This is a genomic window from Paenibacillus sp. WG02, assembly GCF_055396115.1.
Map to the genome: position 1 here is coordinate 1,425,127 of NZ_AP036016.1, position 17,491 is coordinate 1,442,617.

The 17,491-nt window shown below is 45.6% G+C and carries 18 protein-coding genes and 1 pseudogene; 16 read left to right on the plus strand and 3 right to left on the minus strand.

Annotation, left to right across the window (positions count from 1 at the left end; all coding sequences use genetic code 11):
• Positions 1–14: 14 nt before the first annotated feature.
• The 8 genes from ACBP55_RS06745 to ACBP55_RS06780 all read left to right on the plus strand — a co-directional run bounded on the left by ACBP55_RS06745 (position 15) and on the right by ACBP55_RS06780 (position 8,132).
• Positions 15–416 carry a response regulator gene (locus ACBP55_RS06745; RefSeq protein WP_173192799.1) on the plus strand — a complete coding sequence of 134 codons (402 nt, stop codon included), beginning with the start codon at positions 15–17 and terminating at the stop codon, positions 414–416.
• An 18-nt stretch (positions 417–434) separates the two neighbouring features.
• Positions 435–1,670 (plus strand): hypothetical protein, encoded by a 1,236-nt coding sequence (locus ACBP55_RS06750; RefSeq protein WP_464650624.1) that lies wholly within the window; start codon positions 435–437, stop codon positions 1,668–1,670.
• Positions 1,667–2,731 (plus strand): tetratricopeptide repeat protein, encoded by a 1,065-nt coding sequence (locus ACBP55_RS06755; protein ID WP_464650625.1) that lies wholly within the window; start codon positions 1,667–1,669, stop codon positions 2,729–2,731. Before ACBP55_RS06750 ends, ACBP55_RS06755 begins: the two co-directional genes overlap by 4 nt.
• A complete protein-coding gene (locus tag ACBP55_RS06760; protein ID WP_464650626.1) occupies positions 2,691–4,535 on the plus strand; it encodes a DUF2194 domain-containing protein in 1,845 nt (614 codons plus the stop codon). Before ACBP55_RS06755 ends, ACBP55_RS06760 begins: the two co-directional genes overlap by 41 nt.
• A complete protein-coding gene (pelF, locus tag ACBP55_RS06765; RefSeq protein ID WP_464650627.1) occupies positions 4,532–5,944 on the plus strand; it encodes a GT4 family glycosyltransferase PelF in 1,413 nt (470 codons plus the stop codon). Before ACBP55_RS06760 ends, pelF begins: the two co-directional genes overlap by 4 nt.
• Entirely contained in the window at positions 5,944–7,401 is a 1,458-nt protein-coding gene (gene pelG, locus ACBP55_RS06770; RefSeq protein WP_464650628.1) for an exopolysaccharide Pel transporter PelG, read from the plus strand. The genes pelF and pelG overlap by 1 nt, the downstream gene beginning before the upstream one ends.
• Positions 7,402–7,512: 111 nt before the next feature.
• Positions 7,513–7,833 (plus strand): hypothetical protein, encoded by a 321-nt coding sequence (locus ACBP55_RS06775; protein WP_464650629.1) that lies wholly within the window; start codon positions 7,513–7,515, stop codon positions 7,831–7,833.
• Positions 7,818–8,132, plus strand: coding sequence for an ATP-binding protein (locus ACBP55_RS06780; protein ID WP_464650630.1), 315 nt, complete (start codon positions 7,818–7,820; stop codon positions 8,130–8,132). Before ACBP55_RS06775 ends, ACBP55_RS06780 begins: the two co-directional genes overlap by 16 nt.
• A gap of 14 nt (positions 8,133–8,146) precedes the next feature.
• Here the strand turns inward: ACBP55_RS06780 and ACBP55_RS06785 are convergent, their stop codons facing one another.
• Entirely contained in the window at positions 8,147–9,010 is an 864-nt protein-coding gene (locus ACBP55_RS06785; RefSeq protein ID WP_464650631.1) for an AraC family transcriptional regulator, read from the minus strand.
• A 145-nt stretch (positions 9,011–9,155) separates the two neighbouring features.
• On the opposite strand from ACBP55_RS06785, the gene ACBP55_RS06790 reads away from it, so the two are divergent.
• The 7 genes and pseudogenes from ACBP55_RS06790 to ACBP55_RS06820 all read left to right on the plus strand — a co-directional run bounded on the left by ACBP55_RS06790 (position 9,156) and on the right by ACBP55_RS06820 (position 14,918).
• Entirely contained in the window at positions 9,156–9,986 is an 831-nt protein-coding gene (locus tag ACBP55_RS06790) for an amidohydrolase family protein (RefSeq protein ID WP_464650632.1), read from the plus strand.
• Positions 9,987–10,104: 118 nt separating this feature from the next.
• The gene (locus ACBP55_RS06795) at positions 10,105–10,194 is read left to right on the plus strand and encodes a hypothetical protein (protein ID WP_464653252.1); all 90 of its coding nucleotides are present in this window, start codon (positions 10,105–10,107) and stop codon (positions 10,192–10,194) included.
• Positions 10,158–10,355 (plus strand): annotated as a pseudogene (locus ACBP55_RS06800) (aldo/keto reductase); the annotation flags it as partial. The gene ACBP55_RS06795 and the pseudogene ACBP55_RS06800, both read left to right, overlap by 37 nt.
• A 20-nt stretch (positions 10,356–10,375) precedes the next feature.
• Positions 10,376–11,416 carry a zinc-binding alcohol dehydrogenase family protein gene (locus tag ACBP55_RS06805; RefSeq protein ID WP_464650633.1) on the plus strand — a complete coding sequence of 347 codons (1,041 nt, stop codon included), beginning with the start codon at positions 10,376–10,378 and terminating at the stop codon, positions 11,414–11,416.
• A gap of 218 nt (positions 11,417–11,634) precedes the next feature.
• Positions 11,635–13,662, plus strand: coding sequence for a transketolase (gene tkt, locus ACBP55_RS06810; protein WP_464650634.1), 2,028 nt, complete (start codon positions 11,635–11,637; stop codon positions 13,660–13,662).
• Positions 13,663–13,697: 35 nt separating this feature from the next.
• Complete coding sequence (fsa, locus tag ACBP55_RS06815; protein ID WP_079418788.1) at positions 13,698–14,354, plus strand: fructose-6-phosphate aldolase; 657 nt, start codon at positions 13,698–13,700, stop codon at positions 14,352–14,354.
• Positions 14,355–14,426: 72 nt separating this feature from the next.
• Positions 14,427–14,918, plus strand: coding sequence for a NanQ anomerase/TabA/YiaL family protein (locus ACBP55_RS06820; protein ID WP_464650635.1), 492 nt, complete (start codon positions 14,427–14,429; stop codon positions 14,916–14,918).
• Between the two features lie 51 nt (positions 14,919–14,969).
• Here the strand turns inward: ACBP55_RS06820 and ACBP55_RS06825 are convergent, their stop codons facing one another.
• Both ACBP55_RS06825 and ACBP55_RS06830 read right to left on the minus strand, forming a co-directional pair.
• Complete coding sequence (locus ACBP55_RS06825) at positions 14,970–16,361, minus strand: MATE family efflux transporter (protein ID WP_464650636.1); 1,392 nt, start codon at positions 16,359–16,361, stop codon at positions 14,970–14,972.
• Positions 16,362–16,541: 180 nt separating this feature from the next.
• Positions 16,542–16,835, minus strand: coding sequence for a DUF3817 domain-containing protein (locus tag ACBP55_RS06830; RefSeq protein WP_464650637.1), 294 nt, complete (start codon positions 16,833–16,835; stop codon positions 16,542–16,544).
• Between the two features lie 172 nt (positions 16,836–17,007).
• Here ACBP55_RS06830 and ACBP55_RS06835 point away from each other — a divergent pair, with 172 nt between their 5' ends.
• The gene (locus ACBP55_RS06835) at positions 17,008–17,388 is read left to right on the plus strand and encodes an ATPase (RefSeq protein ID WP_464650638.1); all 381 of its coding nucleotides are present in this window, start codon (positions 17,008–17,010) and stop codon (positions 17,386–17,388) included.
• Positions 17,389–17,491: the final 103 nt, after the last annotated feature.

Sequence of the window (17,491 nt, forward strand, 5' to 3'; positions counted from 1 at the left end):
AGGAGTTGACAGCCATGAAACACCTAGCTATCGTGGACGACGATAATGTCCTGCTACACATTCTACAGGATTTATTCGAAGTGAGAGGTCTCCAGGTATCTGCCTTCAATGACCCTGTTGTTGCGTTAAAATCGATAAAGGAATTGAAACCGGACGCTGTGCTGTCCGATGTACTTATGCCGAATTTAACTGGATTTGAACTATGCCGTGAGCTTCGCTCGGACAAATCCTTTGCCAAGACGCCGATTTTTCTGATGAGTGCGAAGCATTCCATCGGCGAATTATCGAAGTCTATGATGGCTGGAGCCGACGAGTATATCATTAAGCCTTTTCAAATGGATGATATCTTTGAGCAATTGAAACAGTTTTATAAGAAGAAAAATAACCCCATTATTATCAAACCTTTGGATAGTTAGAGTTTGGAGGAAGCGTGATTGATTTTTCGACAAAACCGAAGCTGGTTAGCCTGGTGTGAACTGGCTTTTTTTCTCGCCGTTCTATTTACTATCCATATGGTGTACAACATTGATTGGTTGAATTGGTCACCCAATCCATTTTTATTTGTGACACTTTACTTTTCGCTCCGCTATGGAACTCGCATAGGAGCAGCCTCGGCGATTGGAGCCAGCTTGCTGCATATCTTTACGTACCTTCAGATTAACGGTGATGTATATGGACTGTTTGACCGATGGGATCAGGCGAAATGGTTCATCTGTTATTGGGGGATCGCTTTATTTGTAGGTCATGTTTCCTCCGATTTACGTTTTCGATATGCCATTCTGGCGGATGAATTTGAGGACAATAAGCAGCAGCTAGCGAAAATGGATACCAGCTATCATGATCTGCTCTTTGTTAAGAAAGCCTTGGAAACGAAGGTCGTCGGTGCTCAAGAAAGCATGTATACCCTCTATAAAATTGCCAAGGCATTAGATTCCGAAGAATCGGAAATTATTTTCACAGATGCTGTACGTTTATGCAAAGATTTAATTCAAGCGGGATCCATCGTCATCTATCGAATGAGCCCCGGCGGTGATGTACTGAGGCTGAAAGTCTATTACGGAGCAGAAACCCATTATCCTTCCACCGTATTCCTAGATCAACCATCCTTATACGCCCAAGTATGCAAGGAGAAAACGATTCAAATGCGACCGGAGGGAGTATCGGCAGAAATCCCCATTCTTGCAGGACCTCTTCTGGATGAGAACAAGCAAATTATAGGCATTATTGGTTTGAACGGGCTTGATTTTGTTGCCTTGAACAAGCATACGATAGATCTGTTTCGACTAATTCTCACTTGGATGGGCGAGAGCTGTGTGAAAGCGTTCCAGAAGGAACAGAAGTTGAATGAACAACGATATTTCCCCAATACTCGGATCATGAAGCCGGATCATTTCTACACCAAATTGAATGAAGAAACGATACGTGCAACCGATTTTGCCCAAAATTTCCTGCTGCTGCAGATTCCTATCGAGTTTAGCGAAATGGAGGAGACAGATGCACTGATCGAAATCAATAGCTTAACACAGCAGATGCTGCGTGAAGAAGATGCGATGGCCTACGATTCATTTCGCGGAGAGCTGTTATTTTTACTTCCTGCTACGTCACCAGATCTGGCATCACGTATTGAAGACAGGATTAGGAATCGTTTCAATAGGAGGGTCTCAGAATGAGAGTCTCTCGGAATGTTCGGCATTTTGATGTTTCTCCTCACGCATGGCTTGCCGTGGCAGTCAGTCTTCTATTTGCAGTGTTAGATGGACTGCAGATCATTGGGCTTTCTTTTCATTGGACTAGCTTGCTGCCCCATCTCGTCCTTGTACTTATTTATAATAGGCTGCTCCATATCATCACCTTCAGAATCGAAGACCGATTAAGTGCCGGTTGGGTGCAAACCATCATCCTTTTCTTTCCTGGCGTTGGATTCTTGGTCGGATCATTGGTTTTCTTAGGCTTGTTACTTGTTCGCTTTCGGCACGATTTTTACGAGGAATATGAGAACTACGTCTATTATTCTCCGCAATCCATGGAAAGCTATCATATTAATGTGGAAGCGGAATCGAACCGTCTGCCATTCAGGGAAATTCTGATGTCAGGCGAGCCTTTAGGCAAGAAGGAGGCTTTATTTTCCCTCCTCCAATATGAAGGAAATAATAAAGTGCAGTTATTTAACGAAGCCCTGCGCAATGAGGATCCCGAGGTGGTTCATTATGCAGCGACTAGCTTGAACTATTTAAATGAGCAATATATACGAAGTATCAAGAAATGGACCTTGCTTCTGCAGCAGGACGATAAAAGCTGGGAGACATGGAAAGAATTATTGGAAACCTACCGATTATATTTGGGAAGTCATTTATTGACGGAAGAGCTTGCTATGGAAGTTAGGCAAACGTTCAAACAATGGATAGGACGGGGACTTTCGCAATTTCCCGATGAGCCTCGATTTATCGTAGAGCTATGTCATCTGGCGCGAATGGAAAAGGATTATCAGACGGCCATCCGCTACGCTGAACAGCTTTCCCATGTAGGAGATTATCGCTTTCTGATTTATTTAACTCAAGCAGAAAAAATGTATGCAGAAGGAAAACTAAATGAACTTAGTCTATTTGCACAGCAATGGTTGGACAGCAGCATTGAGGTTCCAGACGAGCATCTGCCTGCGATCCAATTTTGGAAGGAGCTGAAGGAACAAGGTGTCCCGCAAGCTGATCATCTTTACATGCGTTATCGTTAGTGTGCTGCTGCTCGGTGTCGGGCTGCAAACCATACGAACTGTTGACTTGTTTCCTTTATCCTCCGCAAGAAATGTGTATCAAGAGGCACAGTTTCCAGTAAAGAGCTCGGTCCAATCATCCGCAACAGGTGATAAGCTCAGCCTGTATATGTATACAAATCCTAAGGATTCAGTAGGCAATAAGGTCAAAGTCAACCTACAGACAGCACTAGGGCTTGCCAAATTGCATGCGGATTCCATAACAGCTGATGAATTGAGGACAATTAAACCAAACCCCTGGACTGTCATTCTACTTACTGGTGAAGATATAAGCGAGCTGGATCAAACCGTTATCCAGTCCTATTTGAATGAAGGCGGCCGACTTCTTGCCTATACGCGGTTTTATGCTCCGGAATGGAATGACATACTTGGGATAGAAAGTAATAACGGATTCATTGAAAGAACGATTCACGGCATAGAAGTCAACCAAACCGTATTCCCCGGCTATCCTAATCTTCCAGCTAGCAACGAGCTATTTTCTAACAGTATGTTGGATATTAAGCTTAAGCCGCAGGTTAACATGTATTTATCAGCCGAAGGGACACCTATGCTTTGGAAAAATAACTATGGGCAGGGGAGCGTCGTATTCTGGAACTCAACCAGCAGTATCCAGAAGGTAGGTCGAGGGCTTATGGTCCAATCCATTGGCCTTGCTCTAGACAGTCTCGTTACCTCACAAGTGGCCATACGAAGTCTGAATATTGACGATTTCCCGTCCCCCGTTCCGCTTGTTGTTAATCCGCTTATTCGTCAGGAGTATGGGCTTAGCACACCTGAATTCTATGAACGGATTTGGTGGGAGGATATGGCTCGATTCGCGAAGCTTTATGGGTGGAAGTATACAGGCCTCATGATTGGGAATTATCAGAACCAGACGAGTTCGCCTCTCCCAACACTGCTGGGGAACTATCCGAAGATCATGCCTTATTTTGGCAGTAAGCTGCTGGGTCTGGGTGGAGAGATTGGTGTGCATGGCTATAATCATCAATCCCTTGTCACGCCAGAGGAGCCAATTAACAGTAATCTTGGCTATGTTCCTTGGCCCGATAAAGCATCCATGGTCGAAAGTCTTCAGCGCATGGTCGAGCTCGCGAACAGCTTGTTTCCCGGGCATGAGTTGAAGACCTATGTGCCTCCGTCCAACGTGTTGAACAAGACGGGGAAGGCAGCGATCGCTGAAGCGGTACCCTCCATTGATATCATCGCTTCCCTGTATTATGCGGGAGAAGAAGAGGGCTTTCTGGAACAGGAATTTGGGGTGGACAGTGAATTTCCACAATTCACGAATTTCCCCCGGATATTATCCGGTTACTGGCTGGACGACAGCATGAAGTTTTACGTAAATGATGTTATTGCTAATTTTGGTCTGGTGAATCACTTTGTACATCCGGATGATGCACTCGATATCAAACGTTCCTCAGGAAAAGGATGGAAGTTTTTGAGTCAGCAATTCGAAGCCTGGATGGCGTCGCTGGGTAAAAGCTATTCGTATCTTCAACCTTTAACGGTTAGGGACGCCGTGAAAAAACTTAGTATTTACTCGGCTGGGAAGGTCGACGTTCATTACAGCCAAGACGTAATAACGATTACGACCAAGGATGAGCTGGTCCCCATGCATTACACCGTTCGTGTGCCAGCTAACCGAACACCGGAGATTCCCAAGGAAGCTGGTGTGCTGACACGTATGGAACATACTGACGGACTTTGGCATTTGGAGGCTCGTCAACCTACTGTGACCCTACAATTGAAGGAAATGAAGCCATGAAAATCGCATTGTTAGTGGAAGGAAGTTACCCTTACGTGTCAGGTGGGGTAGCGAATTGGATTCAGATGTTGGTCTCGGCAATGCCAGAGCATGAATTTGAAATCATTGCGATTTCTTCATCTCGTCAAGAGGCCTCAAGCTATAAATACAAGCTTCCGCCGAATATTTCAGGCATTCATGATGTTTTCATGATGGACTACTTGAATCTAGAGGAGGGGAAGCCTCCGCGATTAACCAAGAATGAAGCTGCATCTTGTCTGGATTGGTTTGCTTTTCAAAAAAATTCCGAGCAATCGATTCCCTGCATTGCTGATCCTAAAAAGCTGGGAAATCCGATCACCTTTATGAAAAGTGAAATGTTTTGGGATTTCCTGGTTGCTTCCTATGAGCAAGAAATGCCGAATCATTCGTTTAATAGCTATTTCTGGACGTGGAGATCCATGTACCTCCCCGCCATTTATCTGCTGCAGATGTCCTATCCGATGGCCGATGTGTATCATGCGGTTTCAACCGGATATGCTGGCTTGATCGGCACCTATCTGAGAATGAAGCATAAGAAGCCATTCTTGCTTACAGAGCATGGTGTATATGCACGTGAACGGGAAGAAGAAATTTTGAAATCAGCGTGGGTAGATCCGCCCTTCAAAAAAAGATGGATCGCATATTTCTACCATATGTCCAAGGGTGCTTATCACACGGCTGACCGAACCATTTCTCTTTATCAAGGTACCCATCAAACTCAGCTTGAGCTCGGACTACATGCTGATAAAGCTATGATTATCCCCAATGGCATTGATTATCATAGATTATCAGTGCTTCCAAGGCAAACGAGTACTTCCAGTGGAGGGATAGTTTTCGGAGCCTTAGTGCGTCTAGTACCCATTAAGGATATTAAGACGATGCTCTATGCTGTTCGGCTTGCCAGTCATGACATCCCTGACATGCGTCTTTGGATTATGGGGCCTAAGGACGAAGATCCTGATTACTATCAGGAATGCATAGCCTTAACCCGCAATCTCCATTTGGAGGAGATCGTTACCTTTTTGGGGAAAGTAGCGATTGACGAATATCTGCCCAAGATTGATGTACTCATATTGAGCTCGATTAGTGAAGGTCAGCCCCTTGCCGTTCTGGAAGGAATGGCCGCAGGAATACCATGGATCTGTACGGAGGTAGGCAGCTGCCGCGAGCTGCTGGAGGGGAAGGATGAGCACGATGTCGGAATAGCCGGCTATGTCGTTCCTCCTGTTAATCCAAAAGCGATGTCTGAGGCTATGGTGAAAATGTATACACTCCCGGAAGAGCGTACGTATATGGGACAAGTAGGACGCAATCGGGTGGAAGCCTATTATCAGATTGATCATTTTATTGATGCTTACCGGCAGTTATACGATGAGGTGGTTACCTAATGGCGGGAATCGGATTTACCCTGCAGAAGTTGTTCCGCGATGACTATCTTACACTAAGAGTTCGGGCTTATGCCTATGCTTCTTTCATTGCTGCTGGTCCTTGGATGGTATCTGTCGGCAGTATTGCCCTGATTAACTTTATGCTTGTTCACTTTGGTCATATAGATGACGCTCAGCGTCAATTGTTTATTGTTACGGTATCGTATTGTTTCATTTTCTCGCAAATCCTTTCCGGGGGCTGGCAGCTAAGTGTTACAAGGTATTTGGCCGATCATTTTTTTCAAAATCGTCTAGAGGTCGTCACACCTACCTATGTTGGGATAAGCAGGGTCATCCTCGGTATTTCGCTCATTATTGCTGTGATTTTTTATTGGTCGTCGCCGTTATCCATGGTTTATAAAGTGACGAGCGTTTTATTATTTTTCATGGTTGGGCAAATTTGGCTGGCCATGGTCTTTTTAACCGCGGCTAAGGATTATAAGATTATTTCTTATTCATTTTTGGCAGGTGGTTTGGTTTCGATTATCGGTGTGATTATTCTGCAGAGGTACCCTATTGCCTTCGAGCAACATGAGCAGGCGACCAACATTTTATTGGGTTTCAGCTGTGGTATTCTACTTACCATGAGCATGCTGGTATTTGTACTGCTGCGCTCATTTCCGGCTAAAGAAGCGTCTAATCCCTATGGTTTTTTGCATTATGTCGATAAATATCCTTCGCTCCTTTGGATCGGATTTCTTTACAACATGGGCGTCTGGATGCATAACATCATCATTTGGTTAGGACCATCAGGTGTTCGGATCGAGGAAACGTTTATGTATAGCCCGATCTATGATACTCCTGTCTTTTTGGCAAATTTGACGATCATTCCGTCACTCGTTCTGTTCGTCGTTTCCGTAGAAACGCAATTTTATGATAAATACAAAACGTTCTACGGCTATGTGACCCATGGCGGAACGCTGGAGATGATCACCAAGGCGAAGACGCGAATGGTCGAGGTTCTCTGGCGTGAATTGTATCGTTTGACGAAGCTGCAAGGCCTATTGACGCTATTTATCATTTTAATCAGTCATATGCTCTTAGAAAGGCTTGGCTTACAAGAAACCGTAATCGACATTTTTAAGATGTGTGCGCTAGGAGCACTGATGAATTCCATCATGCTCATTAATATCTTAATCATGCTGTATTTCGAAGATCGTAAAGGGGCAGTCATTACTGGGGGAATCTATTTCACTTTTAATGTGATATTAACTTTTGCACTACTGCCTCTGGGCTTCGATTATTATGGGTTTAGTTACTTTTTGGCTGGGCTTGCAGCGTACAGCTGGAGCGGGTTTCGATTGCTGACATTCTTGAAACGGATCGAGGTTCATACCTTTATTTCACAAAGTATCATTTACAAGGAAGTAAGAGGATTTTTCACCCGATTAAGTGAAAAAGCTTACTGGCGATTTTAAAATTAATAGACATTTACAGCTTCCATAGACATCTATGGAGGTTGTTTTTTCATTGGTTCCGCATCACGTTTAGTGGTACTGTTATGTGTATGGACGCTACTAGGAGGCTATATGTTTAATAACGTTAGGGAACTATTATTTAATTTATTTATTGTGTTTCTACCTGTTATTATCTACCCCTATATTATGAAAACAGATCGTGAAAATGGTTATAATCGGGTGATTATTGCCACTGTTTTTAGTATCACACTCGTGGCCACAATGACGTTCCCTGTCGTACTTAATGGTCTTACCTTTGATTTACGCGCTGTTGCGCTAAGTATTGGCTCCTTTCTTCCTATGCGAATTATCAAAATGTACAGATCATCAAACAAATCGAGCAAGATGAGCTTCTTATTCTCGGTGATAAAAATAAATTGCGGCAAGCGCTAATTAATATCGGAAAAAATAGTATTGAGGCCATGCCTGAGGGTGGGATTTTGACATTTACCGCCCATTCTATCAACGGACATGTTGTCATTTCGGTAGGAGATACTGGCATTGGAATGACCAAAGAGCAAATGAATCGACTTGGAACTCCTTATTATTCCACCAAAGATAAAGGGACGGGTCTTGGTACAATGGTTTCGTTTAGCATTATTAAAAAGATGCAAGGTAAGATAGAGGTTAAGAGTGAAGTCGCCAAAGGGACCACATATATGATCACAATTGCTAGATTGAACGCTTCCTAGCCAGTGCAGCTTAGCTATCTAGTCGACTTTCTAGCAGCCGCGGGAGTCATCCCTAGTACTCTTTTGAACATGGCATGAAAATGAGGTAAACTCTCGAAGCCGCACATTTCTGCGATGATGCTAATGTTGAGGTCGTTTTCGCTAAGCAGCTGCTTCGCTCGGATAATTCGTTTGGTCATGATATAGGCGGTAATATTCATCCCAATTAACTGCTTAAATACCCGGCTGAAATGGGCGGGTGTAACGGAAGCTTGCTTCGAAAGCGTCTTGAGGCCGATGTCCTCACAGAAATGTTGATCGATATAGAGCAAAATTTCCCTCATCCACACAGGGGGAGCAATGGAATCACCTGCGTTAGGCTTAGTGCCAGAACCCAAATCACGATTCAAAAAAAGCAGGAGCTGAAGGAGCTGCAGCAAGATAGCTTGCCGGTGACCCAAATTGGGACGTTTGCATTCAAATTGAATGGATTCCAACCACATATCTAGGTGTTGACGCTGGGGGAGTAGAGTTTCAAGCTTGTAATTGCGGTGTTCTGCAGCTTGCTCGAAGCAATGCAAATAAGAAAATGAGTCACCCAGGTTAGGAGCTTGTACGATGCTGGGGTTGAAATAAATCGCTGTGGACGTTACAGGCAGTCTCTCTACCGGCGTTGCCCGGTGAATCGTATTGCCAGGGATAAGGAAGAGATCGCCTTGCTTCATTTCATAAAAAGTATGATCGATAAAAAAGGTTCCTTTTCCACGATAAACATACACAATCTCATACCAATCGTGGAAATGCTCAGGGAGCTCGCTTTGCGAGCTCTTTGTGTTTTTGTAGGCATATGAAAATGGGAAGGCATCGTTAGCATCGAACACTTTGCGTACGGGATGCATAAGAATCCTCCTTCAAGTTAGCTTGTAAACCCATGATATCAAAAAACCGTATAATGATGCTAGATATCGTTATTTCATATGATTTATTTGGTGATACAATAGAAGAAAGCGGTACCAAATATGGATGATGAAGAGGAGAATCTCAATGCGGATCGATGCACACCAACATTATTGGAAGATGGATCGGGGTGACTATGGGTGGCTTACACCGGAGCTGTCCGTGCTGTACCGTGATTATTTGCCGGACGACTTGTTGCCCCGCCTGCACCAGCATCGTTTGGATCAAACCATTGTTGTTCAAGCGGCGCCGACATTAGAAGAAACGGATTACCTATTATCCTTAAGCGAGGAATCAGATTCAATTGCCGGTGTCGTAGGTTGGCTAAATTTGAATAACCCTGACTACCAGATCCATTATAAAAGGTTTAGCCAGCATCCCAAATATGTAGGCTTTAGGGTCATGATTCAAGAAATGCCGGATGCGAGTGTGATACTTGAGCCTCATTTTGTAGAAGCGTTACGATATTTTGCTGAAAAAGATGTACCCGTTGATCTGCTTGTCGTATCCCATCAATTGGAGCCGGTGGTTCAGCTTTTGAATTTGGTTCCGGGTTTACGCGCAGTAATTGATCATATGGCTAAGCCGCGAATTGCAGATGGCGTTATTGAGCCTTGGAAAAGCCAAATGGCGGCAATTGCGAAGCATCCAAAACTATATTGTAAGCTATCCGGCATGGTGACTGAAGCCAATCATACGGAGTGGAAGCATGAGGATTTTACGGCTTATATCCAGCATGTGATAGATGTATTCGGAACGGAGCGTGTTTTATTCGGCAGTGATTGGCCGGTTTGTTTGCTCGCAGCCGAGTATGATGAAGTTATTGAAGTGCTTACTGAAGCATTGCCAGACAATTGGTCGGAAGCAGATAATGCCCGCTTATTCGGACTAAATGCAAAGGAATTTTATAAGTTATGAAGTATCGTCAATTAGGAAAAACGGGGCTTGATGTCTCCGTGCTGAGCTTTGGTGCCTCTTCATTAAGTTCTGTATTTCGTACGGAGCAGAGGCGTTCGATTTCTCGAAGCAGCGAATTCTGGAAAGTGTCGATGAGAGCTTACAGCGGCTTCAGACGGATTATATCGATATTATGCAACAGCGAATGAACGCATCCCTACTACGCTAGTCAGCACAGCGAACCCTGACAACATTCGCAATAATATTGCGTGGATAGATGAACCAATGGACACCGAGCTGCTTCAGGAGGTGTTGGAGATCCTGGCCCCCATCCACAATAAGTCTTGGATCAGTGGAAGACCCGAATATAACGAGAAGACCTATTTGTAATCGGACAGGGGGAATCAGGTGTGAGAGCAATTATATGTGAACAGGTCGAGAAGTTTAAGCTAGAAGAAGTTCCGGAACCTAGTCTAAGAGCAGAAGAAGCTATTGTTCGCATCAAAAGGATTGGCATATGCGGGACGGATTTGCATGCGTTTAAAGGGAATCAGCCGTTTTTTAGCTATCCGCGTATTCTCGGGCATGAACTGGCTGGTTATATTGAACAGATCGGTGAGAGCGTCACAGGATTGCAAGAAGGTGAGGGAGTCACAGGACTGCAAATCGGTGATCAAGTAAGCATCCTCCCTTATATGCACTGCGGGACATGTATTGCTTGCCGTAATGGCAAGACAAACTGCTGTACAGATATGAATGTACTTGGCGTACATATCGACGGAGGGATGAGAGAGCTGATCTCCTTGCCAGTCAGCCATCTCATCAAGACCAACGGGCTGACGCTAGACCAAGCAGCGATGCTAGAGCCGCTCAGCATCGGAGCCCACGCGGTGAGGAGATCCGAACTTCTCGCTGGTGACAACGTGCTGGTGATTGGCGCTGGTCCAATCGGACTCGGCGTCATGATCCTGGCTAGGCAGCGCGGTGCGAATGTGATTGCGATGGACGTTAACGATGAGCGGTTGGCCTTTTGCCGTGATTGGGCAGGCATCGGCCATACGATTAATGCCTTGCAGCAGCCGTTGGAACAGCTAGCCGAGTTAACGAACGGCGAATTCCCTACCGTCGTATTCGATGCGACTGGGAACGCTAGGTCGATGACAGAGTCGTTCGGACTTGTCGCACATGGCGGCAAACTTGTGTATGTCGGACTTGTTAAGGCCGATATTACCTTCCACGATCCCGACTTTCATAAACGGGAGCTGACCTTAATGAGCAGCCGCAATGCGACCATGGAGGATTTCGATACCGTACGGGCTGCCATGCAAGACGGCATCATCGACATCGCGCGCTACATCACGCACCGCGCGACATTTGAGGATATGATTGATCAGTTCGAGACTTGGCTGAAACCAGAGTCGAAGGTCATTAAAGCGATCGTTAGTTTGTGAAAAAGGCGTGCTCAGTTTGGCTGGGCGCGCCTTTTTTTGCGTTTCGATGAGGTTTCCACATCAGCTCGCAGCTCTCAGCCGCCCAAAGCTCAAAACTCACGATATAGACAGCTTCTATAGCGAGTATCGAAACTATCAATTATTTGAATGCTTCATCAAACCTTATAATAAAGAGTAGCTGGAAGTAATACAACCCAATTGATGGAGGCGAATCTCTTTTGAATCAGACTACTGTTGGCATTGAAGAGTTAAGCATCAATACAATAAGAACACTTACAATCGATGCAGTCGAGAAAGCGGCTATGGGTCATCCTGGTATGCCGATGGGTGCGGCGCCAATGGCGTACGCACTTTGGACACAGCATTTGAAGCACAATCCGACGAATCCGAAATGGGTTGATCGTGATCGATTTGTTCTTTCGGCAGGACATGGCTCGATGCTTCTTTATAGTTTGCTGCACCTAAGCGGTTATGATGTTACCCTTGACGACATCAAGGAATTCCGTCAATGGGGAAGCCGTACTCCCGGGCATCCTGAGTATGGTCATACGGCGGGTGTTGAAGCGACAACGGGACCCCTCGGCCAAGGAGTTGCTATGGCTGTCGGTATGGCAATGGCCGAAGCCCATCAGGCTTCCGTCTACAATAAACCGAACTTCCCAATCGTTGATCACTTCACGTATGCGATTTGCGGAGATGGCGACTTGATGGAAGGTGTTTCCTCCGAAGCTGCATCATTGGCAGGTCATTTGAAATTGGGCAAGCTAATTGTGCTCTACGATTCAAATGATATTTCGCTCGACGGCGATTTGAACATGTCATTCTCTGAAAATATTCGGACGCGTATTGAATCCTATGGTTGGCAATACTTACGTGTGGAAGAGCAAAACAACGTTGTGGCCATTTCCGCCGCGATCGAAGAAGGCAAGGCGGATCTTGGGCGTCCGACCCTGATTGAGATCAAAACAACGATCGGCTTCGGCAGTCCGAACAAAGCCGGCAAAGGCGGCCACGGCGGCACGCATGGCTCGCCGCTCGGCAAAGAAGAGCTGCTGCTGACGAAGCAGGCTCTGGGGTGGCCGCTCGAGCCGGACTTCTACGTCCCGGCCGAGGTCTACAAGCACTTCGCCCAGCATAAGGAACTGGGCGTACAAGCCCAAAACAGCTGGGAGCAGCTGTGGAACAGCTACCAGGCTGCGTACCCCGAGCTCGCTCAGCAATTCGAGCTCGCGAACCGCGGCGACCTTCCAGCGGACTGGAATGCCGATGTGCCGCGCTTTACCCCAGAGAGCGGTGCGATTTCGACGCGCACAGCCTCGGGCAAAGTGATTAACGGCTTGGCGAAGCGGGTACCTCAGCTAGTAGGCGGCTCCGCCGACCTAGCGAGCTCCAACTTCACCATGATTAACGACGCCGCGGCATTCAGCGCCGCCGATTACAGCGGCCGCAACTTCTGGTTCGGCGTCCGCGAGTTCGCCATGGGCGCAGCGCTGAACGGCATGCTGCTGCACGGCGGAATGCGCGCTTTCGGCGGAACGTTCCTCGTGTTCAGCGACTATTTGCGCGGCGCGATTCGCTTGTCCGCGCTCATGAAGCTACCTGTTGCGTATGTATTCACGCATGACAGCATCGCTGTCGGCGAAGACGGCCCGACGCATCAGCCGATCGAACAGATCCCTTCCATGCGGATGATTCCGGATCTGACGCTGTTCCGCCCTGCGGACGCTAACGAAACAGCAGCGGCTTGGGAGTATGTGCTCCAAGCGAAAGAAGGTCCGTTCGTATTCGCGCTTTCGCGTCAGAATTTGCCGGTGCTTCCGGGCACGGATCAGCTTGCTTATGCTCATATTCATCAAGGAGCTTATATTTTATCCGATGTTGATGCATCAGCGACCCCTGATATTCAACTCATCGCAACAGGCTCTGAAGTTAGCTTAGCACTTGACGTGAAGAAGCAGTTGGCGCAAGATGGTATTGGGGCTCGTGTTATTTCCATGCCAAGCCGTGAATTGTTCGAGCAGCAGCCTGAAGAAGTGCGAAATGCCATCCTTTTACCACAAGTTAAAGCAAATGTTGTCCTTGAGATGGCCTATCCGGCTGGATGGGAAGAGATTACGGGAGGCGATGGCTTCGTTGTAGGCATCCGTAAATTTGGTGCATCAGCGAAGGCAGATCGAGTAATTCGCGAATACGGCTTTACAGCAGATGCAATCGTTCAACAAATCAAACAGAAGTATTTCCAATAAGAGCCCACAAAAGGGAGAAAAGGCAGGGATACAGGATGAAATTGTTTATCGACACAGCCAATGTAGAAGAAATTCGCAAAGCTCACGCATTAGGTGTTGTTGCAGGAGTAACGACCAACCCTTCACTAATTGCTAAAGAAGGTAGAGACTTTTTCGAAACCGTAAAAGAAATCATCTCCATCGTCGGCGATGTACCGATTAGTGCAGAAGTCGTTTCACTGAAAGCGGACGAAATGGTTGAGCAAGGCAAGAAGCTTGCTAAACTAAGCCCGAATGTTGTTATTAAGCTTCCAATGACGTTGGATGGACTTCAAGCGACTAGCGTTTTCAGATCACTGGGTATCCCAACGAACGTAACCTTGATCTTCAGCTCAACGCAAGCTTTGCTTGCTGCACGCGCAGGAGCAACATACGTGTCTCCATTTATCGGACGTTTGGATGATATCAACCAAGTAGGTATGAATCTTATTAAAGAAATCAGCCAAATTTTCCAAGTACACGGTATCAAATCAGAAATCATCTCTGCCAGCGTTCGTCACTCCGCTCACGTGATTGAAGCTGCGCTTGCAGGGTCACATATTGCTACAGTGCCTTACAAAGTTATTGAGTCCATGAGCAAACACCCGCTGACAGATGCAGGGATCGAGAAGTTTTTGGCGGATTGGGAAGGCGCAAACCAAGAAAAGTTTTAAGCATCTCAGACCCGCTTAACAGGCGGGTCTTTTTAAGTTTTAATTTGGTGATACGAAGGAGCCTTATATTACATGATTATCAGCGATGTGAAGCATTTTGAACAAGAGCGTCATCTATGGCCGCCGGCAGTTGCGCGAGGTATTGATTACATTGTGAATCGCAAGCTAAGTGAGGCTGAGGTTGGGAGATACGATCTGGAAGGCGATAATGGCCATCTGATGTTTGCTAACGTTCAGGAAGTAGTGACTTGTCCATTCGAACAGCAAATGCCTGAGTCTCATATGATATACACGGATATACAGTTTCTTGCCAGTGGCGAGGAAAGACTTAGTTTCTACAAGCTGCATCCGGGGGCAATAGTGGTCGAAAATAAGTTCGACACGCATGATATCGCCTTTTATGAATCAGACCCATCAGAGCGGGAAACCGAAATTCTACTGAAGCCCGGCATGTTTGCAGTGTGCTTTCCTTCAGATATCCATCGTCCAAACTGCTCCGTTTCAAAGGAGACGGCAAACAAAAAGATTGTTATCAAAATCCATAAAGATCTTCTTCAGCTTTAATCTCGACAAAAAAAGTCTGCCAAAGCCACGAAGGGCTAAGCAGACTTTTTTCTACGTTTTGCTGGGAATCATCCTGGCTTGCTTCCATTTCCCAAAGCGGTAATAGAGTAAATTCAGCGTTGCTGCCACACTAAAGCTAACCGGGAAGCTCCACCAAATGACATCAAATCCATATTTATTCGCTAGCACAGTAGCAAGAGGAATGCGTACCAGCAGCAGGGCAATAAAGGCAACAATCAGTGGGAATACGACTGAACCTGCAGAGCGAACGACACCCGCAACGACGTTGAATACGCCAAAAATAATAAATGACCAAAGTGTAATATTATTAATGTGCACGCCTAGTGCAATCGCCTTCCCACTCGGTGGAAGGAAAAGACTAACGACCTCACGGTTGAACAAGTGGAGAACAGCGACAATCAGTCCCGTCATCAAAATGTTAACCCCTACACCGGTCCAAGTAATCCGATTAACCCTGTCCCATTTCCCAGCGCCTATATTTTGCGCGGCCATAGAAGTCACGGCTCCACCGATCGCCATGGCGGGCATTTGCACATAGCTGGATATTTGCATCGCAACGCCGAAAGCAGCGGTCGATTCGGATCCGTATGAGTTCACGAGATGTACAAGCATCAAGTTGCTCAGCGAAACCACCACCATATTTAAGCCCATGGGCAGCCCTTTTTGAATCAACGTCCGAACGATCGTCCAATTGATGCGAAGCAGAGGAATATCAGCTTTCGTAATTCGCAGGAAATATTTCTTTCGATATAAATAAAGAACTAACAAAACGAAGCTGATCAGTTGAGCCACAAAGGTAGCAACAGCAGAACCGGCGATCCCCATTTTCGGAAAAGGCCCCATCCCTTGAATGAGCAGAGGATTAAGGACAATGTCCAATACAGCTGACAAGAGTAGGAAGTAAAAGGGTGTTTTCGCATCACCTGAGCCTCGCAAAATAGCCATGACCAAGTTGTAGCCGAACATAAACGGCACACCTGCGAATAAGATACGCGTGTATGTAACTGCGAGATCTTTCACATCGGCAGGTGTATTCATCCAACCCAGAATAGTCGAAGAGAAAAATAGTCCGAATAAAGCAACGATGATGGATAAGATGAAAAAGAAGACGGTGCTGGTACCGACCACTTTCTTAGCCTCGTGGGTCTTCTGTGCGCCCAAATTTTGGCCGATCATAATAACGGCGGCCATCGCAATCCCAAAGATGGAGCTAATTAAGAAGAACATGATAATGTTGGCATTGGAAGTCGCGGCCAGCGCTCCTTCACCCAGATATTTGCCTATCCATATCGCATTGATAGAGCCGTTAAGCGTCTGCAGCACGTTCCCTAACAGGATCGGTAAAGAAAAAAAGATCAAAGTCTTAGCTATTGGGCCTTCTGTTAGCGAAGGTTTAGCTTTTTTAGGTGTGTCCCCACTCATGATGAACCTCCTTATCTTGTCTTATCCAATTAAACAGTCTTTCATTACTATACCAGTTTCCCTCATAATCTTGAAATTTTACAAATTCTCACTCATATAAGATGAAACGCAAATAAAACCAGATAAGGCAGCCCTGGCTTCTTCGCGCTCAATCGTACTTGTTATCCATTTAACATGATCTTATTTACGAATTCGACGATCCAGCAGAAAAGGACCAAAAGGGATAAATGCAGCAAGAAAAGCACCCAATACGCGCCTTATGGGCCAACGATGAAGAATAGTAACCCAAGCAACGGCGAGCAGATAAAGGACGAATAGAAATCCATGTGCCATACCTACCAGCCTGACGGCTTGTGGAATGTCTAGCAAGTATTTAAGCGGCATGGCGATGCCCAGCAAAATAAGAAAGGACGAACCTTCTGCCCATCCAACATAGCGCAGCGTGTTTAATGATCGTTTTAGCAAAATGATCATCTCCTTACATGTAGTAAAATCAACCCATTTTAAGCAAGAAATATGAATGGAGTATGAACAATGGATTACAGTTAGACACAATCTAGTTTTTTTAGTACGATATTATTAGTAAGTCAGCAGGCTGATTAAATTGCTAGATTTAAGTAGCTTTATATAGGTAGGGGGAATTCAGATGCTTCGTCTTGGTGAAAAAATAATAGTCATTGCCGATAGTTTAGAACAAAATCTGCCAATAGGCGGATACGGATATATTATTGCTTATGACCGGAATAATGATAACATTTTCGATTACGTTGTTCGTGTTCCTAAGGAAAACAAACACTACTACGTGCCTGCGTCCGATATTGAGCTTGAAGAAGTTCTTCTCCATCAGGAGGCAGATAAAATCGAGAGAGAATCGCTAATAGATTTTGCGCTTGCTACAAAGAATGAAGAGCTGTTCCGCAAAATTATGAACGGCGAAACGAGTGGCGAGCCCGAAAAAGAACGAGATAAAGAAGTCCAATCCACGGAAGATTTTATTAAACAGATCAGTCTGAAGGCTTGGATCTAATATACGCTTGGTCCACTGTAAAAAAATGACCGTCAGGAAGAAAAATCTCCTGACGGTTTTTCTTAAGAGATAAGAATTTATATGTTTTGGGTTTGGGTCTCTT